Source organism: Variovorax paradoxus NBRC 15149 (assembly GCF_001591365.1).
Lineage (GTDB): Bacteria > Pseudomonadota > Gammaproteobacteria > Burkholderiales > Burkholderiaceae_C > Variovorax > Variovorax paradoxus.
Genome location: NZ_BCUT01000001.1, coordinates 2,039,752 through 2,063,737, shown reverse-complemented (window position 1 = coordinate 2,063,737; position 23,986 = coordinate 2,039,752). Strand labels below are relative to the sequence as shown.

Sequence of the window (23,986 nt, the reverse complement as noted above, 5' to 3'; positions counted from 1 at the left end):
CGCGGCCCGCCTTGGGGCGGCCCGGCGGCGGCCGCTGACCCATGCAAGAAACCCTTTCGTCCGCGGAAAGCACCGAGCTCGTCCGCCTCTGGCAGCGCCGGCAGACGCTGTCCCCGGGCGACATGGGCACCATGTACCGCATCGTGGGCGATGCGCTCGTGGCCTGCAATCCGCCCGAGCTGCAGGTGCTGGGCGAAGGCCGGCAGGAGCTGGTGGCGCAGTTCATCTACGTGAAGGTGCTGCGGCTCGATGCCGATCCCGACGAGGCCGACGAGCGCGCGGGACACAGCGCGCCCTCCACCGCCTTTGCCCTGTGCGCGTACTTCCGCCGCTACCTGATCGACTGCACGCGCGCGAGCGCATTCCGGCGCAAGCTCTCGATCGGCGAGCAGGTCAGCGAAGCGCAGCTCGAAGATGCGCTGGGTGCAGGTGAAGACCTCGAAGGCTGCCTCGCGGAGCACGGCCTGAGCGCCGGCGCGGTGCAGCTGGCCGCGCGCGCCTTCATCGCCGAACTGCCCGAGCCCGAGCGCATCCTGCTGTGCGAGGGCTTCGGCAAGGAGGCCGAGGGCGGCCTCTCGGGCATTGCCTCGCGCCATGCCATCGCCTCCTACCACTACCGCGCGGGCCGGCTGGGCCTGGTGCACAAGCGCGAGGGCCTCACCGCCGACTACGCCAAGACCCGGCTTGGGGGCTGGATCCAGCAGACCCTGGGCATCGCGATCGAGCCCGGCAACATGGCGGCGATCCTGCAGGTTTTCAAAATCCTCGGTGCTGAAGCGTCTTATGCCTGAAGACATAGCCATTCAGGAACAGACCGCCATGAACACCGACCTCTGGCCCCCGCTCAGCGTGATCCGAAGCGCATTCCAGGCCGCGGGCCCCGCGCCTGCGATGCCGGGCGCGCCAGGTGCATCCGGCCAGGAAGCCGCCGTGGCGGCCGTCGCGATGCCCGGTGCCGCACCCCATGACGCGCAGCAGGGCACCGCGGCCGCGCCGCCGCGTGCCGTGCTCGATCTCGTGCTTCCGCTCACCGAATTGGCCCGGCGCCGCGAGGCTGTCGCCCAGCGCGCCTTCAGTGCGCGCTGGGCGCCGGGCCGCCTCGTGAGCGTGGTGCACGAAGGGCGGCTGCTCGGCGTGCTGCTCGACCGCTGCATCCACGGCAACCTGTGGCAGGGCTGGATGGCCGCGGGCGAGGCCGACTGGGCCGGGCCGTTCGACGTGCTGCTCGAGCCCGACGACGAGCCCTTCGAGCCGGCCTTCGGCCTGGTGCAGGCCTGGAACATGCTCACGCTCGAACCGAGTCCGCAGCTGTGCGCGCGCGTGCTCGGCGAGGTCTCGGCCACCCGGCTCGCCGCGATCCGCGCGGTGCACGACGAATGGGCCGCGCAGGCGCCGCTGGCCATCGCGCCCGAGCCCGGGCGCATTGCGCTGCGCACCGTGGGCGGCGTGTTCTCGGTGCTGTCCGGTACGCCGCTCGCTGCGCAGGATCCGCGTGCCGACTACCAGGCGCTCTATCGCTCCGCCGCATCGCAGCTGGGCACGGCCCTTCAGCCGGCTTCGAGCCGCACATCGGCGCCACCGAGCGTGCCGCGCGCCCGGCCGCAGCCGCGGCCCGAAGGCGGCTGGTGGGGCAGCATCCGGCACTGGTTCGGTTCCGGCGGATGGCTGCGTCCCGCGTTCGCGGTGCTGGCGCTGTTCGCGGTGGTGCAGAACACCGGCCTGCTCGGCAGCCGGGATGCGGAGCAAGACGATGTGCGCTTTCGTGCGGTGCCCGCCGTGCCCGTTGCAACGCAAGCCAACCTGGTCGTGCGCTGGAAGGACGGCGTGCGCATCGACGAGGCCGGCCGCCTGCTGCGCTCGATGCCGGCCGAGGTGGTCGGCGGGCCGGATGCAAACGGCGTCTGGCGGCTGCGCGCCGCCGATCCGGTCGGCGGCCGCGCGGTGCTTGCGGCATCGCCGCTGGTCGAGTCGGCCGGGCCCGCTCCGGAGCGGCCATGACGTGCGCGGCGCGCCTGCCTTTCTCCCTCCCCCGCCGGGGGAGGGCAGGGGAGGGGGCGAGCGGCGTATCCATCGGGCGCCCTGCCTGCCACAGATCGCGTTGTTTGCAGTTGCTGTTGTCGCTGGCGCTGCTGGCCTTCGGCAACCCTGCCTCTGCAACCCAGCGTGCCCTGCTCGTCGGCGTCTCCGAGCTCGTCAACCAGCCGCAGGCCCTGTGGCTGCAGGCGCCGCGCAACGACGTGATGCTGATGCGCGATGCCTTGCTGAAGCAGGGCTTTGCCCCATCCGACATCACCGTGCTCGCCGATGGCGTGGGCGGCGCGGTGCTGCCCGAATCGCAGGCCATCCACGATGCGCTCGGCCGGCTGCTCGCGCAATCGAGAAGCGGCGACTTCGTGCTGCTCTACTTCTCGGGCCACGGCACCCGCCTGCGCGACAGCAGCAAGCTCTACCAGGAGCCCGACGGCCTTTCGGAAAACTTTCTCGCGCGCGATGTGCGCGGCACGCTCGGCATCGACAGCGCGCTCACGGGCGACCTGCGCGATGCCGATTTCGATGCCTGGATCCAGGCCCTCCTCGCGCGCAACGTGTTCGTCGCCTCCATCTTCGACACCTGCTCGGCAAACTCGATGACCCGCAGCGGCACTGCCGAGAGCCCGCTCATCGCCGATGGGCCGGCCGACGACGAGGTGCGCTGGCGCGGCCTGCGCATCGGACAGCTGCTCGGGGCGCCCGCTCCGGCGGCGCGCGCTCCCGTGGCGCGGCCCGTCGCAGCCGAGCCGGTGCCGCGCGCGCGCTATGTCGCGCTCTTCGCTTCCGAGAGCCACCAGATCACGCCCGAGCTGCGGCTGCCGCGCAAGAGCCGCAATGCGCGCCCGCAGGGCCTCCTGACCTGGGCCGTGGTGGAGGCGCTCTCGCGCAGGCCCGCCACCTGGCGCGAGCTGTTCGACGGCGTGCTCGCGGCCTATCCGCCGGTGATCGACGAACTCGCGCAGCGCTTTCCCACGCGCGAGCTGCCATCGCCGGTGGCCGAGGGCAACCTCGATGCGCCGATCTTCGCCAACCGCGCGCAGCCGGTTTCGACGCGGCCGGTGTGGCGCGCGCAGCGCTCCGGCGACGCGCTGGTCCTGCAGGCCGGCCAGCTCGACGGGCTGGTGGCGCAGCAGCCGCTGCGCGTGCTGGCCACGATGGAAGACGGCACGGTGCGCAGCGCCGAGGGCCTGCTGCTGCAGGCCTACACCGACAAGGCGCGCATGGCGGTGCCGCCCGCGCTGCGCGAGCTGTCCGGCGCCGCGCTCTGGAACATCACGCCGCTCGGTGAACCGGCGTCGGTCGCGCTGCGCGTGCGCGCGGAGCAGGGCCTGCCGCCCGGGCTGAGCCTCGACTACCCCGCCTCGGTCGTCGCCGTGGCCGCGGCGGACGGCGCCGACGTGCACTGGAGCGCCTCCCGGCTCGACGTGCTCTCGCCCGCGCTCGGCGCCGGCGCCAGGCCTGTGCCGGCCGATGCCGCAGCGGCCCGCCGGCATCTTGAAATGCTGGCCCGGCTCAAGTGGCTCAACCAGCTCTACAGCATTGCCAGGGATGCGCAGTTCGAGGGCTTCGACGCGGTGTTCGAAGTGTGGAACGGCGACCGCCTGGTGCGCAGCGGCCCGGCCCGCCAGGCCGGCGCCGGGCTGCTGCCGCTGCGCGCCGGCGAGCGCGCCGTGCTCAATGTGCGCAATGCCACCGGGCGCTCGGTGGACCTTGTCGTCGTCGGCATCGACCCGCAGGGCGGTGCACGCCAGGTCTACCCCGGGGACCCGGGCGAGACCAACCGCTTCAAGCGCGGCACGCGCGACGCGCCCGCCGTCAAGCGCTTCGAATTGCCCTGGTTCAACGCCGAAGGCGGCCGGCTGCTGGTGCTGGCCGCGCCGGCAACGCCCTACAGCGCGCCGCGCCTGTTCGGCGCCGGCACGGCCGACGGGGTGGCCCAGGTGCGGGTGCGCGGCGCCCTGCAGCAAGACAGCGAGCGGCAGAGCTTTGCCGCGATGGTGCATTGGGCGGGCGAAGCCTTGTCTGCCAGGTAACGACAGACCACCGGATTTTTTTCAGGAGATCGACATGAGCTGGACCTACGATGGAAAACTGGACCCCGACGAGGCCCTGCGCCTGCTCGACTACCTGTCGGGCGAATCGGGCAACGACTTCGCGATGATGATCGAGAGCAAGGGCTCGCCGATCGAAGGGGAGTCCAAGCGCACCTACGAAGACGGCAAGCAGCGCATGGACATCGGCGGCTACTCGTACAAGTCGGACGTCGTCGTTCCGCCCGGCTCCACCAAGGGCAAGCTGCGCAACCACGCCTTCATCGTGATCCGCGACTGCGATGCGGCCACGGCCTCCATCGCGAGCCTGCTCAAGAGCCAGGACAGCGACCTGAAGGTGACCATCTCGGTTTTCAAGGCCGGTGGCGACAGTTCCAAGGACCAGCAGTCGCACCTCGAATTCGTGCTCGAAGGCGCGCGCGTGAACTGCCACGCCATCGTCACCGGCGGCACGCCCAAGCGGCCCTGCGACCTGATCTTCTTCGACTACACGAAGCTGGAGATCCGTTCGGCGCCGCAGCAGCAGACGGGCGCGCGCGGTGCCGTCCGCACCTGCACCTTCGCGGGGAACTGACATGGCCAGCTCCGCCGAACTCCTCAAGTCCGCCGACCCCGTCGGCGCGCTCAAGGCCCTGAGCGACGAGGTCCGCGCCAAACCCGCCGACAGCAAGCACCGCGTCTTCATGGCGCAGCTGCTGTGCGTGCTGGGCCAGTGGGAACGCGCGCTCAACCAGCTCACCGTCGCGGCCGAGCTCGATGCGCTCGCCGTTCCCATGAAGCAGGTGTATGGCGACGCCGTGCGCTGCGAAGGCCTGCGCGCCGAGGTGTTTGCCGGCACGCGCACGCCGATGATCTTCGGCCAGCCCGACGAATGGCTGGCGCTGCTGATCGAATCGCTGCTGCGCCAGGGCCGCGGCGAGAGCGAGCTGGCCGAGGACCTTCGCCAGCGGGCCTTCGACGGCGCGCCCGCCATCGCCGGCACCATCGACGGCGTGCCCTTCGAATGGCTGGCCGATGCCGACATGCGCCTGGGCCCCGTGCTCGAAGCCTTCGTCAACGGCAAGTACTACTGGATTCCCTACGCCCGGCTCGCGCACATCAGGATCGAGCCGCCCGAGGACCTGCGCGACTGCGTCTGGATGCCCGCCCACCTGCAGTTCGAGAACGGCGGCGAAACGCTTGCGCTGATTCCCACCCGCTACGAAGGCACCGAGCAGAGCGAGGACGGCGAGCTGCGGCTCGCGCGCAAGACCGAGTGGCGCGAACTGCGCCCCGAGGTCTGGGCCGGCCGCGGCCAGCGCGTGCTCGGCAGCGACGCGGGCGAGTACGCGCTCATGGACGTGCGCGAGATCCTTTTCACGCCCACCGCCTCTGCCGCAGCGCAGGACGGCCCCGGCGACGCAGGCGGCTGATCGTGGCCGAGCTCACCGCCCAGGAGCGCCTGCAGCCGTCGCTGCTCGACCGCCTGGTCGACGACGCGCCCACCGAAAAGCGCGAGAGCGACGACAAGCGCACGCTCACCAAGCAGGCGCTGCGCTCGGCCGTGCTGCGTGACCTGAGCTGGCTCTTCAACGCCACCGGCTTCGGCCTTGCGATGGACGACAAGCAATACCCGAACGCCGCGCGCTCGGTCATCAACTACGGATTGCCTATGCTGTCTGGCCAGTTCACCTCGTCGGTGCAGCGTGTCAGCATGGAACAGGCTTTGAAGAACGCAATCCTGCAGTTCGAGCCGCGCATTTTGTCCCGCACTCTCGAAGTTGAACTCGTCATGGAAGGCTCGGCACTCGACTCGCACAACAGCATCGGCCTGCAGATCCGCGGCATGCTGTGGGCGCAGCCCGTGCCGCTCGAGTTCCTGATGCGAAGCCGTGTAGACCTGGAAGAAGGACGCATCGAGATCGTGGACATGGCGCAAAACCCAAGGTGAGTCCGACATGGACCCTCGGCTGCTGAACCTGTATGAACAGGAACTGCGCTACTTCCGCGAGAGCTCCTCGGAGTTTGCGCGCGCCTTTCCGAAGATCGCGCACCGCCTGGGCATCGAAGGCCAGGAGGTCGCCGATCCGTACGTCGAGCGGCTGATCGAGGCCACGGCCTTCCTGTCGGCGCGCGTCAACCTCAAGCTCGATGCCGAATACCCGCGCTTCACGGGCCACCTGCTCGACATCGTCTATCCGAATTTCCTCGCGCCCACGCCGGCCATGGCGGTCGTCTCGTTCTCGCCCGACCTGGACGACGCGAACCTTGCGACCGGCCCCAGGCTGCCGCGCGGCGCGGGCCTGCGCGCGCGGCAGGCCGTGGGGCAGAACACGCACTGCGAGTTCCGCACCTCGAGCGCGCTGCGCATCTGGCCGATCGAGATCCAGCGCGCCCAGTACTTCACTTATGCGCCCGACCTGCCGCTCGCCACGCACCCGCAGTCCCGCGCCATCCGCGGCGGCCTGCGCATCACGCTGCATGCGACGGCGGGGCTCAACTTCAGCCAGATTCAGCTCGACGACCTGGTGCTGCATCTGGGCGGCGCCGAAGACGTGGCGTGGCAGCTGCAGGAGTGCGCGCTGGGCCAGCCCATCGGCGTGATGGTGCGGCCGCTGTCGCCCACCGGCGCGCTGCAGGGCGCGGCGCAGAGCCTGCCGGCCACGGCGATCCAGCCGGTCGGCTTCGAGGACGATGAAGCGCTGCTGCCGGTCACGGCCACCGGCTTCTCGGGCTTTCGCCTGCTGCAGGAGTACTTCGCGTTTCCACAGCGCTTCCAGTTCCTGCGCATCGCGGGGCTGCAGTCGGTGCTTGCGGCCATGCCGATCGCCGAGGTCGAGCTCGTGCTGCTGTTCTCGCGCGGCGATGCGGCGCTCGAAAAGCTGGTGAGCGCCGACAACGTGCAGCTGCACTGCGTGCCGGTGATCAACCTGTTCAACAAGCGGCTCGACCGCGTGCCGCTGACCGAAGGCGTGAGCCAGTTCCACCTGGTGCCCGACCGCACGCGGCCACAGGATTTCGAGGTGCACACCGTCACCGAGGTCATCGGCCACGGCGCACCGGGCGCCGATGCAGCGGCGGCCGAACAGGTGTTCCGCCCTTTCTATTCGGCCTTTCACGGCACGCGGCACAGCCACCCGGCCTATTTCACGACCACGCGCGAGCCGCGGATGCTTTCGGTGCGCCAGCGCACCGAGGGCCATCGCAGCAGCCACATCGGCTCCGAGGTCTACATGCAGATCGTCGATCCGCAGCAGGCGCCGTACGCCGCCACGCTGCGGCAGCTTGCGGTGGCCGCGCTGTGCACCAACCGCGACCTGCCGCTCCTGATGCCGCTGGGACGCGACAACGACTTCGACTGCGTCGACTCCTTCCCCGTGCAGCGGGTACGCATGGTGCGCGGTCCTTCGCGGCCGGTGTCGCCGGTGGTGAGCCAGGGGCTGGGCTGGCGGGTGGTCGATCACCTGGCGCTCAACTACCTGTCGATCTCCGACAGCACGCCGGAGCAAGGCGCTGCCGCATTGCGCGAAACACTGATTCTCTATGCCACGCATGCCGACGAGATGCGCCAGGGCCAGGTGCGCGGGCTGCTCTCGGTCAGAGCCAAGCCTGTGGCGCGCCGCCTGCCGCTCAAGGGGCCGATCGCCTTCGGGCGCGGGCTCGAAGTGACGCTCGAGGTCGACAAGGACGCATTCCACGGCCACAGCGTGTTCCTGTTCGGCGCGGTGATGGCGCGCTTTCTGGCGCGCCATGTGGAGGTCAACCATTTCGTCGAGACCGTGCTGCGCGTGGCGGGCCGGGGCGAGACCATGCGATGGAGGCCGCTGTGCGGGACCCGGCAGATCCTGTGAGCGCCGCCCGGCCCCCCGAGGGCGCGAGCCTGGGGGGGACGGTCAACACGCGGGTCGACACCGCGCTGCGCGCATGGTCGGCCGAGCCGTGGTCCTTCGACTATTTTGCGGTGCTGCGCCGGCTGGAGTCGGTGGCCGCGACCACGCCGCGCTGGGGCCGTGCCCTGCTGCCGAGCGCGGAGCCGGTGCGCGTGGGACAGGAGCCGTCGCTGTCGTTCGCGCCGGCCAGCTTCAGCCGCTTCGAGCCGGCCAGCGCGTATTCGCCGCCGCGCCTGCGCCAGCACTTCTTCAGCTATGTCGGGCCCAACGGTCCGCTGCCGGTGCACCTGAGCGACTTCATCCGCGAGCGCAGCCTGAACCATGGCGACCCGACCTGGCTGGCCTTTCTCGACAGCTTTCTGCACCGCTTCTCGCTGCACTTCTACCGCGCCTGGGCGCAGGCGCGGCCCGCGGTGGCGCTCGACCGGCCGGGCGAGGACCGCTTCCGCCTGCAGGTTGGCGCGTTCGTGGGCATCGGCACGCCGGGGCGCATCGAGCGCGACGAGGTGCACGACGATGCGCGCCTGCATTTCTCGGGCTGGCTCGCGCGCCGCGTGCACAACGCCGAGAGCGTGGAAGCGGTGCTGTGCAGCTACTTCGGCGTGCCCGTGAAGCTGGAGCGCTGGGTCGGCCACTGGATGAGCCTGCCCGCGGGCGAGCTCACGCGGCTGGGGCAGGGCGAGAGTTCGCGTTCGATGGGCATGGGCGCGATGCTCGGCACGCGCGCGTGGGACCGGCAGCACCGCGTGCGCCTGCACATCGGCCCGCTCACGCTCGCGCAGTACCGCATGTTCCTGCCGACCGGCAACGCGCAGCCGGTGCTGCAGCGCTGGATGCAGCAGCTGCTCGGCGACGAACTCGAATGGGACGCCGAGCTGGTGCTCGAGACGACGCAGGTGCCCGCCACGCGCCTTGGCCAGGCCAAGGGCAACGCGCCGCGCCTGGGCTGGGTCTCGTGGCTCGGCCAGCGCACGCGTGCCAAGGATGCGGCGGACGTGCGCGTCGGCAACCGCCCGATGACCGCCCGCAGCGCCCAGGCCACCGTGGGAGCCGCCGCATGACGACGACGCCCGTGCACCCGGACACGACGGCGCACGCGGCCGCGCTGGCGCAAGCCGCGGCCCTGGTCAAGGCGCAGAAGCTGGACGCGGCGGACCGATTGCTGGACCGCCTCCTGGAGGCCGCGCCGGCCGACCCCGACGCCCTGCACTACCAGGGCCTGCTGCGCCATGCGCAAGGCCGCAGCAACGAGAGCATCGCGTTGATCGGAAGGTCGCTCACGCTGCAACCCGCGCAAAGCGGCGCCTGGAACAACCTGGGCAACCTGCTGGTCGAGACCGGCCGCATCGACGACGCGATGCTCGCCTACGGCAACAGCGTTTCCTTCGCCAAAGAAGGCGACGAAGGCGCCGATGCGCTGAGCAACATCGCATCGCTCGAACGCCGCAAGGGCCACTGGCAAGCCGCCGAGCGCGTGAGCCGCCAGGCGATCGAACTGCGGCCGGAATTCAGCGAGGCCTGGTACAACCTGTCGATCGCGCTGATGGAGCAGGGGCGCACCCATGAGAGCGTCATCGCCAACAGCCGTGCGGTGCTGCTGCAGCCGCGCAACCTGAGCGCCCGCTCGCAGGTGATTCGTGCGCTGGAACTGCTCGGCGAGCACGATCAGGCCCTTGGCATGTACCGGGAGTGGCTGGCCGAGGATCCAGGCAATCCCGTGGTCACGCATCTGCTGGCCGCCTGCGAGGGGCAGGCGCCCGCGCGCGCCAGCGACGGCTATGTGGAGACCGTGTTCGACAGCTACGCCGGAAGCTTCGACGCCAGCCTGGAGAAGCTGCACTACCGTGCGCCCGAGCTGGTGGCGCAGGCGGTGCAGCAAATGCATGGCGCGCCGGCCGCGAGCCTGGCCGTGGTCGATGCCGGCTGCGGCACCGGGCTCTGCGCCCCGCTGCTGCGGCCCTGGGCCGCGCACCTGGCCGGCTGCGACCTGTCGGTCGGCATGCTGCAGCGCGCGGAGCAGCGCGGCGGCTACGACGTGCTGCACAAGGCCGAGCTCACCCACTACCTGCACACGCAGCCCGGCCGCTTCGACCTGGTGATATCGGCTGACACGCTGTGCTACTTCGGCGACTTGCACGAGGTGCTGGCGGCGGCCGAGCGCGCGCTGCGTCCGGAGGGCGGGGTGGTGTTCACGGTCGAGGCCATGCCCGGGGGGCAGCACGACTTCAGGCTCGAAGGCAGCGGCCGCTACCGCCATGCGGCTGCGCATGTGGAGGCCTGTCTTGCGGCTGCCGGTTTTTGTGCCGTGCGCATCGAGCCGATCGTGCCGCGCCGCGAGGCGGGGCAGGACGTGCAGGGGTGGCTGGCCAGCGCAAGGCTTTCTGCGCATTGACGCCGGACACGGATCGACGACCTTCAAATTTTCCGGCATGAATCGTCTTCAACAGATACGGAGTCTTCCATGAGTGAAATCAGTCGCACCGCCCTTTTCGGCAAACTCAACTCGCTGGCCTACAAGGCCATCGAGGGCGCCACGGTGTTCTGCAAGATGCGGGGCAATCCGTATGTGGAACTGGAGCACTGGTTCGCACAGCTGCTGCAGGCGCAGGACTCCGACCTGCACCGCGTGATCCAGCACTACGGCCTCGACGTGTCGGTCGTCGCCAAGGACATGACGGCCGCGCTCGACCGCCTGCCGCGCGGCGCCACCGCCATCAGCGATTTTTCCCCGCACATCGAGAACGCCATCGAACGCGCCTGGACCTATGCCACGCTGCAGTTCGGCGAGGCGCAGGTGCGCACCGGCTACATCCTGGTGGGCATGCTGAAGACGCAGAGCCTGCGCAACCCGCTGTTCGGTTTGTCGAAGCAGTTCGAGAAGGTCAAGGTCGAGGACCTGGCCGACAACTTCGCGAAGATCTGCGACGCCTCGCCCGAATCGCAGATGCGCGCGCAGGACGGCACCGGCATGGGCAGCGGCGCCCCCGGCGAAGACTCGGGCGCGATGGCGCCCGCCGCCATGGGCAAGGGCGACGCGCTCAAGAAGTTCGCGGTCGACCTCACCGAGAAGGCCAAGAAGGGCGAGATGGACCCGATCACCGGACGCGACGAGGAGATCCGCCAGATCGTCGACATCCTGATGCGGCGCCGCCAGAACAATCCGCTGCTCACGGGCGAGGCGGGCGTCGGCAAGACGGCCGTGGTCGAAGGCTTCGCGCAGCGCCTCGCGCGCGGCGACGTGCCACCGCAGCTCAAGGACGTGAAGCTGCTCACGCTCGACATCGGCCTCTTGCAGGCCGGCGCGAGCATGAAGGGCGAGTTCGAGCAGCGGCTGCGCCAGGTGATCGACGAGGTGCAGGCATCGCCCACGCCCATCATTCTTTTCATCGACGAGATCCACACGCTGGTGGGCGCGGGCGGCGCGGCCGGCACCGGCGATGCGGCCAACCTGCTGAAGCCCGCATTGGCGCGCGGCAACCTGCGCACCATCGGCGCCACCACCTGGGCCGAGTACAAGAAGTACATCGAGAAAGACCCGGCGCTGACAAGGCGCTTCCAAGTGGTGCAGGTGCCCGAGCCCGACGAGGTGAAGGCCATCTTGATGCTGCGCGGCGTGGCCAGCGTGCTCGAGAAGCACCACCGCGTGCAGCTGCTCGACGAGGCCATCGAGGCGGCCGTGAAGCTGAGCCACCGCTACATTCCCGCGCGCCAATTGCCCGACAAGGCCGTGAGCCTGCTCGACACGGCATGCGCGCGCGTGGCTGTGAGTCAGCACGCGACGCCGCCTGAAGTTGAAGACTGCATGCGCCGCATCGAGGGGCTCACGGTCGAGCAGGAGATCATCGGCCGCGAGGAAGCCATCGGCATCGACGTGACCAAGCGCGCCGCGCAGGTCTCCGCGCTGCTGCTGGAATCGAACGGGCAGCTGGAAACGCTCAACGCCCGCTGGAAGGAAGAGAAGGGGCTGGTCGATCGGTTGCTGGAATTGCGCAGCAAATTGCGTGCGGGGAGCAAGCCGGTGGACACTGCTTCCGCCGAGGGCGATGCGAAAGCCGACGTGCCCCCACCCCAGCCCTCCCCCGGCGGGGGAGGGAGCGAAGACCGGGCCGCGCTGCTTGAAGAACTGCATGCGCTGCAGGCCAAGATCCATGCGGTGCAAGGCGAGTCGCCACTGATCCTGCCTTCGGTCGACGAGCAGGCCGTGGCCTCGGTGGTGGCCGACTGGACCGGCATTCCCGTCGGCCGCATGGTCAAGAACGAAGTGGAGGCGGTGCTCAAGCTCGCCGACACGCTCAACCAGCGCGTCATCGGCCAGAAGCACGGGCTGGATATGATCGCGCGGCGCATCCAGACGTCTCGCGCGCGGCTGGACAACCCGCAAAAGCCGATCGGCGTCTTCATGCTCTGCGGCACCTCGGGCGTGGGCAAGACCGAAACCGCGCTGGCACTGGCCGAGGCGCTGTACGGCGGCGAGCAGAACATCATCACCATCAACATGAGCGAGTTCCAGGAGGCGCACACGGTCTCCACGCTCAAGGGCGCGCCGCCCGGCTACGTGGGCTACGGCGAGGGCGGCATCCTGACCGAGGCGGTGCGCCGCCGGCCCTACAGCGTGGTGCTGCTCGACGAGGTCGAGAAGGCCCATCCCGACGTGCACGAGATCTTCTTCCAGGTGTTCGACAAGGGCTGGATGGAAGACGGCGAGGGCCGCATGATCGATTTCAAGAACACGATCATCCTGCTCACCACCAACGCCGGCAGCGAGCTGGTGATGAGCATGTGCCGCGACCCCGAGCTGCTGCCCGATTCCAACGCGCTGGCCGATGCGCTGAAGGCGCCGCTCATGAAGGTGTTCCCGCCCGCGCTCCTGGGCCGCATCGTCACCATTCCCTACTACCCGCTGTCGCCCGACATGATGAAGAAGATCGTGCGGCTGCAGCTGGGCCGCATCAAGAAGCGCGTGGAGACCAACCACGGCGTGCCCTTCGAGTACAGCGACGCGGTGGTCGACCAGGTGGTTGCGCGCTGCCAGGACCCGGAGTCGGGCGGGCGCGTGATCGACGCGATCCTGACCAACACGGTGCTGCCCACCATCTCGGTCGAGTACCTGCAGCGGCTGGCGTCGGGCGGCGAGATCCGCCGCGTCGCGCTCGATGTGAAGGACGCCGACTTCACCTACGCGTTCGACTGAGCAACTGCGCATCAAGAGTAAAAAATGGCCGATCACGAGTTCCGCATCGAGACAGATTCACCCGCCAAGGACGACCTGATGTTCTGGCGCATCGTGGGCCACGAGGCGCTGGCGCGCCCGTCGGCCTACGAACTCACGGTGCTGTCGAAGAACAAGGCGCTCGATGCCAAGGACATTCTCGGCCGCGCCTTCGACGTGGTCATCCAGTTCCAGGACAAGGACGGCGGCGTGCACGAGCGCCACTGCCAGGGCCATGCGGTGCGCTTCGTGCGGGCCGGGCATGTGGGCAGGCATTTCGAATACCGCATCACGCTGCGCTCGTGGTTCTGGCTGCTCACCAAGCGCACCAACTCGCGCATCCTGCAGGACAAGAAGGTGCTCGAGGTGCTCGACGCGGTCTTCGAAGACAGCCCGATCAAGCGCTTCAAGAAGACCAAGGCCGGCAACGTCATCGGCACCCACACGCCCCGGCGCTACTGCGTGCAGCACCAGGAGAACGACTACCAGTTCCTCTCGCGCCTGCTGGAGGACGAAGGCATCTACTACTGGTTCGACGCGCACGACGCGCCCGGCACCATGCACCTGTCGGACGCGAGTGACCTGGCGCACGAGAAGCTGCCGGTGGAAGGCACGCTGCGCTACATGTCCAGCGACGCGAGCGAGGCGCGCCACAACGAGATCTCGCGCTGGGTGAGCGCACGCCAGTTCGACACCGGCAAGCAGGCCTCGCGCGACAGCGACTTCAAGGCGATCAAGAAGAAGCTGGCTGCCACCATCGATGTGAAGGACGACCACGAACTCGCCGACTTCGAGGAGTTCGAATTCCCGGGCGGCTACTTCACGGGCGACGACGGCGAGAACCGCACCAAGCTGCGCGGCGACGAGCTCAACGCGCGCCGCGACCGCCACTGGGCGCTGACCACCTGGCCCGACGTGGCCGCGGGGCGCAGCTTCAAGTTCGAGGGCGACCCCGACGGCACACGCAACGGCGACTACGTGATCGCGGCCTGCACCTTCATGGCAAGCCACCCTGGCTATGAAAGCGTGGGCGCCGGCACGGCCGTTCCACAGGACCTGCGCACGGCGCTGGCCGGCGTGCTGCGCGACGATGCGGTGAACGCCGACACGCTGCAGGTGCTGGAAGACCTGATCGCCAGCACGCCGATGCTCAGCACCTCGCAGCCGGGCACCAGCGCATTCCTGATCACCGCGATACCGATGGAGCGGGCCTACCGGCCGCCGCGCCTCACGCCGCGCGTGACCATGCCCGGTCCGCAGACGGCCATCGTGGTCGGCCCCGCGGGCGACGAGCTGCACGTGGACGAGCACGGCCGCGTGAAGGTGCACTTCCACTGGGACCGCTACGACGAGAGCAACGAGAAGTCGACCTGCTGGGTGCGCGTGTCGCAGCCCTGGAGCGGCAAGGGCTGGGGCGGGTACTTCATTCCGCGCATCGGCCAGGAGGTGATCGTCGATTTCATCAACGGCGACCCCGACCGGCCGATCGTCGTGGGCCGCGTCTACAACGACGACCAGCCCATTCCCTACAAGTCGCCCACGCAGAGCGGCTTCAAGACCCGCTCCACGCCCGGCGGCGGTCCCGCGAACTACAACGAGATCATGTTCGAGGACAAGAAGGGCGAGGAGAACATCAACATCCATGCGGAGCGCAACATGAGCCGCAGCGTGGAGCGCGACGATTCCACCACCGTGGGCCGCGACCAGAGCCTGGTGGTCGAGCGCGACCAGAGCGGCATCGTCCAGCGTGACCAGAGCCTGGCCGTCACGCGCAACCGCAGCATCCACGTCAAGAACAACGAGTCGCACATCGTCGACGTCAACCAGAGCCTGAAGGTCATCGGCAACCAGGAAAACAAGATCGTCGGCAACCAGGTCACCACGGTGGACGGCGTGCACCAGGTCGAGGCCAAGGGCGACATCCGCACCAAGACCTCGGGCAACCGCATCGACCACACCACAGGCAATGAAACGCGCAAGGTAAGCGGCAACCAGACCTTCACCGTCTCCGGAAACATGGGCTTCAAGGCGGCCACCATCGTGATGGAAACGCCGCACTTCGAATGGAAGATCACCGGTGCCAATTCCGCGGTGATGGCGGTGCCCAGCGGCCCCTACTCGATCATGGCGAACAAGTTCAGCGTGCTGAGCAACACGGACGCCTCGATCCTGGCGGTCGGCAAGATCAACCAGACGTCGATCGAGAACAACGTCACGGTCATGGGGAACAACAACAGCGGCTACGTCGGCATGGCGAGCGAGACGAACATGGGGCTGGCCCGCAGCACCTTTCTCGGCGTGGCCATCGACACCTTCATGGGTGCGAGCATCAGCAACACGCTGGCGCTGCAGTTCGAGGCGGTGGCCGCCGCCAAGCTGAGCATCGCGGTGGGGCCGCACATCGAGATGAATTCGATGAAGATGTACGTGCCCGGTGGAGGGGCCGCCGGCGGCGGCGCCACGGTGCTGAGCGAGGGCGCGGAGTTCCTGGCGATCGTCGGCGTGCTGGAAGGGGTGAACGTGGGCTTCATGTCCTCCGTCATCGGGTTCGCCGAGCTGTCGGACCAGTACAGCGATGCCAAGGCGGAACTGGCGCAGGCGGCCCGGGATGCCGCCGCTGCCGGGCACCCGGGCCTGGCCGCGCGCCTGAACCGCCTGGCCACCGACGGCGCGGGCACCATGGACAAGGACGCGCCGACGAGCACCCAGAACACCCGGGGCGACGCCTTCTCATCGGACTACGACCCCTTTGCCGTGCCCGACGGCGGATCTTCCAGCGATCCATCCGCCGGCGGCGACGGGCCGACCTCGTCGGAGCCCAGCTCGTCCGAGCCCAGTTCATCCGGGCCCAGTTCGTCCGAGCCCAGTTCGTCCGAGCCCAGCTCGTCAGAGCCCAGTTCGTCCGAGCCCAGTTCGTCCGGGCCCAGCTCATCCGAGCCCAGCTCATCAGAGCCCAATTCGTCCGAACCCAATTCCTCCGGTTTCTGAAACAACCTTGCCCCCATGCAGATCATCAAGCCCCAGACACTCGGGCTCTCGTTCAGGCCCATGGCGTTCCGCAAGCGGTTCGGCCTGTCCGTGTCGGGCTACCTGCACGTCCCTTTCGCGCAGCCGGCGCAGGGCTGTCTCTGGGGCGAGCAGTCGATGTGGAATTTTCTCGGCGCCGAGATGGGGGTGCCCTTGATCGACGAGGGCATCGCCAAGCTGACGCCCGAGTTTCTCGTGCACGGCAAGGCCTTCGCGGCGCCCGAGCGCCCCGAGGCCGTCGCGGTGCGCGCCCGGCTTGGCGGCACCTCGAAGACCCTGCTGGCATTCGGGGAGCGCTACTGGGACGGTGACGCGCCGAGTGCGCCGGCGCCGATGCAGCCGCTGGCCCTGGACTGGCCCAACGCCTATGGCGGCGCGGACTTCGCCGAGAACCCGTCGGGGCGCGGCCGCCAGGCCACCGACCGCATTCGATGGCTGCCCGCCCTCGAATACCCGGGCGACCGGCTGCGCAGGCCGGACCAGGCGGTGGCGCCCGCGGCCTTCGCGCCGCTCGACGTGCTGCATCCGCAGCGGGCGGCGCTGCGCGGCACCTACGACGCCAACTGGCTGAAGGAGCATGCACCCGGCTACGCGCCCGACCTGAACTGGCAGCACTTCAACATGGCGCCGCGCGACCAGTGGATCGATGCGCCCTTGCGCGGCGACGAGACCTACGAGCTCGATCACATGCATCCCGAGCGCCCGCACATCGAAGGCCGGCTGCCAGGTCTTCGCGTGCGTGCGTTCGCGCACTACCGGATGGGCGAGGGGGACAGCGCGGTCTTCAAGCTGCGTGAAATTCCGATGCGGCTGACGACGGTGTGGTTCTTCCCGGCGGCGCAGCGGATGGTCCTGGTCTTCCACGGCCTGGCCGAAACCGCCGAGGACGACGCATCCGACATCCACGATCTGCTCGGTGCGGTCGAGCGCATCGATCCGGCCGAGGCGCGCACTGGCGCGCACTACCTGTCGGTGCTCGAGAAGCGCACGCGCGGCCGCGACGCGGCGCTCGAGGCCCTGAACGACGGCGATCTGCAGCCCGAGGGCCTGGACACCGCCGATCCCTCGCTGGAAGCCCTGCAAGCCGTCATGAAGTCGCAAGGCCTGCAGGAGGCGGCGCAGTACCGCCGCGCGCAAGTCGAGGTGCAGTTGGCGCGCGACTTCCTGCAGTCGAAGGGCAGGGACCCCGATGCGCTCGGCGTCCGGCTGGCGCCGCGAGAAAAGCCGCCGACCGCCGCCGAGATGCCGGCCTACCTGAAGAAGCTGCGCGAGCAGATGGACGCGCAGCGTTGGGCGGCGCTGGACGACGCGGCAACGCACGCCGAAACCGCGATCGCCTTTGTCAAAAAGCACAAACCCGCCGCTGAAAAGCTCCAGCACCGCGGTCCGCCGCTCTTCAGCGCGAAGCAGCAGCTCGCTGAACTGGAAAGCGCGCACCGTACTGCCGGCAAGCCCTTCGACCGTGCGCGCATCGGTACCGCGCTCTGGCGCATGCAGAACTCGCTGCACGTCGACTACCTGCAGACGGCGCACCTGCAGGCCGCCGCCGTTCCCCTTGCGGGCGAGGCCGCGGCGGCGAGCCGCCGCGAGGTGGCGTTCTTGCTGAGGAGCCATCTGAAGCGGTGGCCGGGCATCGACCTGACGGGCGCAGACCTGTCGAACCTCGATCTGCGCGGCGTCGATTTCACCGGCGCCTGGCTGGAGAGCGCGAACCTGCGCAACGCCAACCTGTCGGGCGCGAAGCTGCAGGCCACGGTGCTGGCCCACGCCGACCTGCGTGGGGCAATCGCCATCGGCACCGACTTCCGTGCGGCCAACCTCGGCGGCGCCGAATGCGCGCAGGCGGTGTTCGACAACGCGAACCTGCAGGGCGCCATCCTCGGTGGCACCCGGCTCGGCCTGGCCCAGCTGCGCGGCGCGCGGCTGGCGCAGGCTCAATGGCTCGACAGCGTCTGGGCCGGAGCCGACGTCTCGGCGATCGTCGCGCCGGGGATGCTGTTCTACAAGCTCGACATGAGCGGGGCGCGGTTCGTCGAAGCCGTCCTGGCCAACTGCAGCTTCATCGAATGCAACCTGCAGGGCGCAGACTTCAGCGGCGCGGATCTCGGCGCGGCCAGCCTGGTCGGCTGCAATGCCGCGAACGCCCGCTTCGTCGGCGCCCGGATGGCTGGCGCGGTGGTGGTCAAGACCACACGCCTGGCGGGGGCCGATTTCACCGGCGCCATGCTGGCCAATGCCAACCTGGGCGAATGCGACCTGAGCGGCGCGCGGCTGGCGCGGGCGAACCTCGCGGGGGCGAACTTCGGCATGGGCCTTCTTTCGGACAGCGACCTGCGCCTGGCGAACGCCAAAGGGGCGCTGTTTCGCAAGGCGGGGCTGCAGCGGGCCCGTCTCGCGGGCGCCAACTTCCACGATGCCATCCTGCAGTCCGCCGACCTGCGCGGCGCGGATCTGCGCGAGGCCAACCTCTTCGGCGCCGACCTGTCCCGCGTGCGGCTCGATGGCGACGCGAAGTTCGACGGGGCGTTGCTCGAACGTGCGCGCATCCACCCACGGCTGACGCCGGAACAGCATGCGGGAGGGCGTTGAGATGCCCAGCGCACTGCTGACCCCGAAACTGCTGGCACTCGCCGCGACGCTGGGCGAGCCGATGGAAGACAAGGACTTTGGCGCCGGCGCCTATGCGCGCGCGTACCTGGCCGGCGGCGTGTTCTCGCGCTGCCGCTTCGACGAGGCCGACCTGCGCGGCGCCGACCTGCGCGAGACGCTGTTCGACCAGTGCAGCTTCAAGGGCGCGCTGATGGACGGCGCCAGCCTGCGCCGCGCCGTGCTCAACCGGTGCACCCTCGACCATGCTGCGCTGCGCAGTGCCGACCTGCACGGCGCGGTGCTGACCGACTGCGCGCTGCCGCATGCGCAACTGACCCAGGCTGTGCTGTCGATGGCAACCGTCTCGAACTGCGACTTCGCCCATGCCGCGCTGATCGGAGCCGACCTGGAGTCTTCGACCTTCACGCGGTCGAACCTGGTGGACGTCAACGCGGACGACAGCCGCTGGGTCCACACCTCGATGCTCGCATGCGGCTTGGCGCAAATGACCTGGGCGCGCGCCCGGATGCAGCGGGTCGTGTTCCACGAGGTCGACCTGCAGGGGAAATCCTTCGCCGGCCTGTCCCTCGACGGTTGCCAGTTCGCGAACTGCAACCTCGGCGGCGCGAGCTTTCGCAACGCGCCGATGCGGCAATGCAATTTCCAGGGCGCGCGCCTCGATCGTGTCGACTTCTCCGGCGCGCAAGGGCCGATGGCCGTGTTCTGCGATGCCCGGGGGGAAGCCGTCAACTTCGCGGGTGCGGGGCTGCGGCAGGCGCTGTTCACGCGCAGCATGCTGCCCGGCGCGCGCTTCGATGGCGCCGACCTGCACCAGTGCCACTTTGCGGATGCGAAGCTGGCTGCCGCCTCGCTGCGCGACTGCGATCTGAGCTATGCCGATTTCAGCCGGGCCGACCTGCAAAAGGTCGACGGCCGCGGCGCCACCCTGTTGCGCACCGTGCTGCATCGCGCCGACACCGAGGACGCGCTGTGGACCGACCGCCCCCGGGCGCTGGAAACCGACGCGGCATTGGCGCGCGCGGAACTCTGGAGGGGGCCTGCGCCATGACGCGAAATCCGCCGGCCCGCCATGCCGCTTTCTTCCTGTTCTCCACACTTCCGAGGAGTGCCTTCCGATGACTCACGCTACCGCCGCCCCTCTCGACGCCAGCCGCCCGAAGGCGCAGCCGCGCACCCACAAGCAGGCGCCGCCGCGGCGGCCTTCGCCGATCGCCGCCGAATCCTGCGTGGGCGTGGTGGTGGCCGGTGCGGCCGATGAACTGCGCGTGGTCGCAGGCGACTTCGGCGCCCGCGCGCGCCTCGCTGCCAGCTGCCTGCTCGTGCCGCAGCCCGGCGACACGGTGGCGTGCTTCCGGGTGGCACCTGACGAGATCTGGATCCTTGCGGTGTTGGAGCGCGAAGCCGGCGCGCCGCGGGTGCTGCGCAGCCACGGCCCGACGCGGTTCGAGGTCACCGACGGCGCGCTCGAGCTGCATGCGCCGGCGATCGCGCTGAGTTCGCGGCGCTTCGCGCTGGACAGCGCGCGCACCGACATCGCCAGCGACGATCTCGAATTCGCCGGAGGCCAGGTCCGCATCGTGGCCGGGGCAATGCGGCTGATCGGATCGGCGCTTTCCACGGTGTTCGACCGGGTCACGCATTTCAGCAAGCACCATGCGCGCACCACCGAAGGCCTGGACCGCGTGCATGCGGCGCATCTGGAGATGGAAGCGCAGCAGCTCGTGCACATCAGCGCGGAGCACGCACTGGTGAACGGCAGCAAGCTGGTCAAGGCGCGCGGCGGGCAGATCCATTTCGGATAGAGGAGGCGCTTCATGTTCGCCAATTGCCAGATGATGGGCACCGACATGGGATTTCCCGATGTGTGCCTGACGCCCACGCCGGCTGGCCCGGTGCCCATTCCCTATCCCAATGTGGCCATGGGGCCGATGGCGGTGCCGAACTGCCCGAACATCCTCATCATGGGCATGCCGGTGCACAACCTGGCCACCACCATCCCGATGACCAACGGCGACAACGCGGGCGTCAACATGGGGGTGGCGTCGGGCACCGTGATGGGACCGAGCCGGCATTTGACGGGCGCCTTCACCGTGCTGTACCTCGGCATGCCCGCGACCCGGCTGACCAGCATGTCGCTGCAGAACAGCACCAACTGCCCGGGCGTGCGGATCGTGCCGAGCCAGACGATGGTGCTGTTGCTTGCGCCCTGAGGCGCCGCCAATCCGGCAGGCTGCAAGGCCTGCCGGGAAAGAGTCAAGGACCGGAAGAAATGGGAGAGGGGCCTCGAGCCGAAGCACATGGCCGATCACGAGTTCCGCATCGAAAGCGATTCGCCCGCCAACGGCGAACTGATGTTCTGGCGCATCGTGGGCCATGAGGCGCTCGCGCGCTCGTCGAGCTACGAGCTCACCGTGCTGTCCAAGAACCATGCGCTCGATGCCAAGGACATCCTCGGCCGCGCCTTCGACGTGGTCATCCAGTTCCAGGACAAGGACGGCGGCATGCACGAGCGCCATTGCCAGGGCCACGCCGTGCGCTTCGAGCGCACCGGCCACGTGGGACGGCACTTCGAATACCGCATCGGCCTGCGCTCGTGGTTCTGGCTTCTCACCAAGCGCATCAACTCGCGCATCCTGCAGGAAAAGAAGGTGCTCGAAGTGCTCGACGCGGTCCTTGAAGACAGCCCGATCAGGCGCTTCAAGAAGACCAGGACCAGCAACGTCATCGGCACCCACAACCCGCGCCGCTACTGCGTGCAGCACCAGGAAAGCGACTACCAGTTCCTGTCGCGGCTGCTGGAAGACGAAGGCATCTACTACTGGTTCGACGCGCACGATGCGCCCGGCACCATGCACCTGTCGGACGCCAGCGACATCGCGCACGACAAGCTGCCCGTGGAGGGCACGCTGCGCCACATGGCCACCGACACCACCGAGGCGCGCCACAACGAGATCTCGCGCTGGGTGAGCGCACGCCAGTTCGACACCGGCACCTACGCCTCGCGCGACAGCGACTTCAAGGCCATCAAGAAGAAGCTCGAGGCCGCGGGCGGCCAGCCCGACAAGCACGAGCTGGCCGAATTCGAGGCCTTCGAGTTTGCCGGCGGCTACTTCACGGGTGCGGATGCGGACGACAAGGGCAAGCTGCGCGGCGAGGAGATCGTCGCGCGCCGCCAGCGCCACTGGGCGCTCACCACCTGGCCCGACGTGGCGGCGGGGCGCAGCTTCACCTTCGAGGGCGACCCCGACGGCACGCGCGATGGCGACTACGTGATCGCCGCCTGCATCTTCGCGGCGAGCCACCCGGGCTACGAGAGCATTCCCCATGCCACGCCGAGGATGCCCATCGAGCAGGCGCTGCGCGAGGCGCTCGACGACGATGCCGTCAATGCCCAGGCGCGGCCCGCACTCGAGGCGCTGATCGCCGACGCGCCCGCGCTGCGCACCGACCTGCAGGGCACCAGTGCCTTCCTGATCACCGCGATTCCCGTCGACGTGCCGTTCCGCCCGCCACGCCTCACGCCGCGCGTCGTCATGCCCGGGCCGCAATCGGCCATCGTGGTGGGGCCGGCCGGCGAAGAGATCCACGCCGACGACTTCGGCCGCGTGAAAGTGCACTTCCACTGGGACCGCTACGACAAGAGCGACGAGAAGTCCACCTGCTGGGTGCGCGTGTCGCAGCCCTGGGCGGGCAAGGGCTGGGGCGGGTACTTCATTCCGCGCATCGGGCAGGAGGTGATCGTCGACTTCCTGAATGGCGATCCCGACCGGCCGATCATCGTGGGCCGCGTCTACAACGACGACCAGCCGATCCCCTTCGGCTCGCACACGCAGAGCGGCTTTCGCACGCGCTCAACGCCCAAGGGCAGCGCGTCCAACTGCAACGAGTTCCGCTTCGAGGACAAGAAGGGGTCGGAGCAGGTGTACCTGCACGCCGAAAAAAACCAGGACATCGAGGTCGAGAACGACGAGACCCATTGGGTGGGCCACGACCGCACCAAGACCATCGACCACGACGAGACCACGCACGTCAAGCACGATCGCACCGAGACGGTCGACAACAACGAGACCATCACCGTGCACGGCCAGCGCACCGAAACGGTGGACAAGAACGAGACCATCACGATCCACCAGAACCGCACGGAGACGGTGGACCTGAACGAGACCATCTCCATCGGCCAGAACCGCTCGATCACGGTGGGCGCGAGCGAGACGGCCACGGTGGCACTGCAGCGCACGCATTCGGTGGGGATCAACGAGACCATCACCGTGGGCGCGGCGCAGGAGATCACGGTGGGGGCGATGCAGGCGGTGACGGTGGGGGCGAGCCAGACGATCAATGTGGGCGCGAACCAGTCGAGCAGCATCGGGGCGAACCGGTCGGTGGATGTGGGGGCGGACCTTTCCACCACCGTGGGCAAGAACGAGTCGCGCAGCGTGGGCGAAGGGCGCACATCCAGCGTGGGCAAGGACGACGCGCTCACCGTTGGGAAGAACCTCGTGATCGATGCGGGCGACTCCATCTCCATCAAGACAGGCAGCGCCAGCATCACGATGAAGAAGGACGGGACCATTGTGATCAAGGGCAAGGACATCACGATCGAAGGCTCCGGAAAGATCAACGTCAAGGCCAGCAGCGACGTGGTGATCAAGGGCTCGAAGATCTTGCAGAACTGAATCCATCACATGACGGAGAACCGACCATGAGCGGCAGGGATCTGATCGAAGCGCAATTGCAGGTGGCCACGGCCACCATGACGTGGAATGCCGTGGCGACGGGCGAACTCGTCGCCATCACTGACGAGGGATGCACGCCCCTTGTCGTGTTCCCGGGCCAGCCCGGCACCGCGGCCGTGCGCGCGCGCAGCGTGGTCGATCTGCATGGCGTGCACATCGGCCGGCAGGTCGTGCTGATGTTCGAGGCGGCAGACCCGGCCCGGCCCGTCGTGATGGGCGTGCTGCGCAGCGGGGACGGATCGCCCTTGCCCGCGATGCCACCGCAGGTCGATGTGGAGGCTGACGGCAGCCGGATCGCCGTGAGTGCGAAGGAGCAGCTCGTGCTGCGGTGTGGCAAGGCCAGCATCACGCTCACCAAGGCCGGCAAGGTGCTGATCCAGGGCAGCTATGTGTCGAGCCGTTCGACGGGTGTCAATCGCATCAAGGGCGGTTCGGTGCAACTGAACTGATGCA

The 23,986-nt window shown here is 68.9% G+C and carries 16 protein-coding genes and 2 pseudogenes; all 18 read left to right on the top strand.

Annotated features, from left to right (window positions below; genetic code table 11):
- Window positions 1-41: 41 nt before the first annotated feature.
- The 18 genes and pseudogenes from VPA02S_RS09685 (at window position 42) to VPA02S_RS09605 (ending at window position 23,982) form a co-directional block, all read left to right on the top strand.
- Window positions 42-791, top strand: a complete 750-nt coding sequence (locus VPA02S_RS09685; protein WP_012745684.1) for a hypothetical protein — start codon at window positions 42-44, stop codon at window positions 789-791.
- Window positions 792-819: 28 nt separating this feature from the next.
- Complete coding sequence (locus VPA02S_RS09680) at window positions 820-1,998, top strand: hypothetical protein (RefSeq protein ID WP_062363596.1); 1,179 nt, start codon at window positions 820-822, stop codon at window positions 1,996-1,998.
- A gap of 104 nt (window positions 1,999-2,102) precedes the next feature.
- Complete coding sequence (locus VPA02S_RS09675; RefSeq protein ID WP_244883426.1) at window positions 2,103-4,064, top strand: caspase family protein; 1,962 nt, start codon at window positions 2,103-2,105, stop codon at window positions 4,062-4,064.
- A gap of 34 nt (window positions 4,065-4,098) precedes the next feature.
- The gene (locus VPA02S_RS09670) at window positions 4,099-4,656 is read left to right on the top strand and encodes a type VI secretion system tube protein Hcp (protein ID WP_012745687.1); all 558 of its coding nucleotides are present in this window, start codon (window positions 4,099-4,101) and stop codon (window positions 4,654-4,656) included.
- A 1-nt stretch (window position 4,657) separates the two neighbouring features.
- Entirely contained in the window at window positions 4,658-5,494 is an 837-nt protein-coding gene (locus tag VPA02S_RS09665; protein ID WP_062363594.1) for a type VI secretion system accessory protein TagJ, read from the top strand.
- A 2-nt stretch (window positions 5,495-5,496) separates the two neighbouring features.
- Window positions 5,497-6,012 carry a type VI secretion system baseplate subunit TssE gene (gene tssE / locus VPA02S_RS09660; RefSeq protein ID WP_012745689.1) on the top strand — a complete coding sequence of 172 codons (516 nt, stop codon included), beginning with the start codon at window positions 5,497-5,499 and terminating at the stop codon, window positions 6,010-6,012.
- Between the two features lie 7 nt (window positions 6,013-6,019).
- Window positions 6,020-7,912 carry a type VI secretion system baseplate subunit TssF gene (gene tssF / locus VPA02S_RS09655; protein ID WP_062363592.1) on the top strand — a complete coding sequence of 631 codons (1,893 nt, stop codon included), beginning with the start codon at window positions 6,020-6,022 and terminating at the stop codon, window positions 7,910-7,912.
- Window positions 7,909-9,012 carry a type VI secretion system baseplate subunit TssG gene (gene tssG, locus VPA02S_RS09650; RefSeq protein ID WP_155736564.1) on the top strand — a complete coding sequence of 368 codons (1,104 nt, stop codon included), beginning with the start codon at window positions 7,909-7,911 and terminating at the stop codon, window positions 9,010-9,012. The genes tssF and tssG overlap by 4 nt, the downstream gene beginning before the upstream one ends.
- Window positions 9,009-10,343 (top strand): methyltransferase domain-containing protein, encoded by a 1,335-nt coding sequence (locus VPA02S_RS09645; RefSeq protein ID WP_062363587.1) that lies wholly within the window; start codon window positions 9,009-9,011, stop codon window positions 10,341-10,343. The genes tssG and VPA02S_RS09645 overlap by 4 nt, the downstream gene beginning before the upstream one ends.
- 69 nt (window positions 10,344-10,412) lie before the next feature.
- Entirely contained in the window at window positions 10,413-13,142 is a 2,730-nt protein-coding gene (gene tssH / locus VPA02S_RS09640; RefSeq protein ID WP_062363584.1) for a type VI secretion system ATPase TssH, read from the top strand.
- 24 nt (window positions 13,143-13,166) lie between these two features.
- A pseudogene (locus VPA02S_RS32350) lies at window positions 13,167-15,029 on the top strand (type VI secretion system Vgr family protein); the annotation flags it as partial.
- Between the two features lie 194 nt (window positions 15,030-15,223).
- Window positions 15,224-16,003 (top strand): annotated as a pseudogene (locus VPA02S_RS32345) (hypothetical protein); the annotation flags it as partial.
- A 160-nt stretch (window positions 16,004-16,163) separates the two neighbouring features.
- A complete protein-coding gene (locus VPA02S_RS09630) occupies window positions 16,164-18,776 on the top strand; it encodes a DUF2169 family type VI secretion system accessory protein (RefSeq protein WP_062363578.1) in 2,613 nt (870 codons plus the stop codon).
- Window position 18,777: 1 nt separating this feature from the next.
- Entirely contained in the window at window positions 18,778-19,845 is a 1,068-nt protein-coding gene (locus VPA02S_RS09625) for a pentapeptide repeat-containing protein (protein ID WP_244883424.1), read from the top strand.
- A 67-nt stretch (window positions 19,846-19,912) separates the two neighbouring features.
- Entirely contained in the window at window positions 19,913-20,599 is a 687-nt protein-coding gene (locus VPA02S_RS09620) for a DUF3540 domain-containing protein (protein ID WP_012745697.1), read from the top strand.
- 12 nt (window positions 20,600-20,611) lie between these two features.
- A complete protein-coding gene (locus VPA02S_RS09615) occupies window positions 20,612-21,007 on the top strand; it encodes a DUF4150 domain-containing protein (protein ID WP_012745698.1) in 396 nt (131 codons plus the stop codon).
- A gap of 87 nt (window positions 21,008-21,094) precedes the next feature.
- Window positions 21,095-23,473, top strand: a complete 2,379-nt coding sequence (locus VPA02S_RS09610) for a type VI secretion system Vgr family protein (protein ID WP_062363572.1) — start codon at window positions 21,095-21,097, stop codon at window positions 23,471-23,473.
- 26 nt (window positions 23,474-23,499) lie between these two features.
- On the top strand, window positions 23,500-23,982 hold the full coding sequence (locus VPA02S_RS09605; protein ID WP_012745700.1) for a DUF6484 domain-containing protein: 483 nt from the start codon (window positions 23,500-23,502) through the stop codon (window positions 23,980-23,982).
- The last annotated feature ends 4 nt before the right edge of the window (window positions 23,983-23,986 follow it).